The organism is Mesorhizobium sp. M4B.F.Ca.ET.203.01.1.1 (genome assembly GCF_004791025.1).
GTDB classification, from domain to species: domain Bacteria; phylum Pseudomonadota; class Alphaproteobacteria; order Rhizobiales; family Rhizobiaceae; genus Mesorhizobium; species Mesorhizobium abyssinicae.
On the sequence record NZ_SRUO01000095.1, the window covers coordinates 1 to 384 of the forward strand.

Consider the following 384-nt stretch of genomic DNA (forward strand, 5'->3'; position numbering starts at 1 on the left):
TCGAAGCTCCACAGCGTGCTGCCGTTGTAGATCCAGGTGGCGCCGGCGGTGTTGTCGGTGTAGCCCGGCCACGCCAGGTTCTTCAGCACCTTCCAGTCCTCGATGCCGGCCTCGTAGGTACCCGGGGCGGCACCGCTCGCGGTCTGGTACAGGCCGTTGTTGGCATTGGCCACACCGGTCCAGCCACGCCCGTAGTAGCCGATGCCCAGGTTGAGCTTGGCGGCGGGCACGCCACGGCTGATGAAGGCCTCGATGGCGTCGTTGCTGTTGTACAGCTTCTGGTCGCCGGTGGACGGATCATTGGGCGAATCGAACAGCGCCGACTGGTGATTGGTCTTCGCATCCCACGCGCCGTGGAAGTCGTAGGTCATCACGTTGATGTAG

Annotated in this window: 1 protein-coding gene; it reads right to left on the reverse strand. The window is 64.1% G+C overall.

Features of this window, described 5'->3' with window-relative positions:
- On the reverse strand, positions 1 to 384 hold a 384-nt coding region (locus EN846_RS33790; protein ID WP_135928110.1), incomplete at both ends, for a glycoside hydrolase family 18 protein.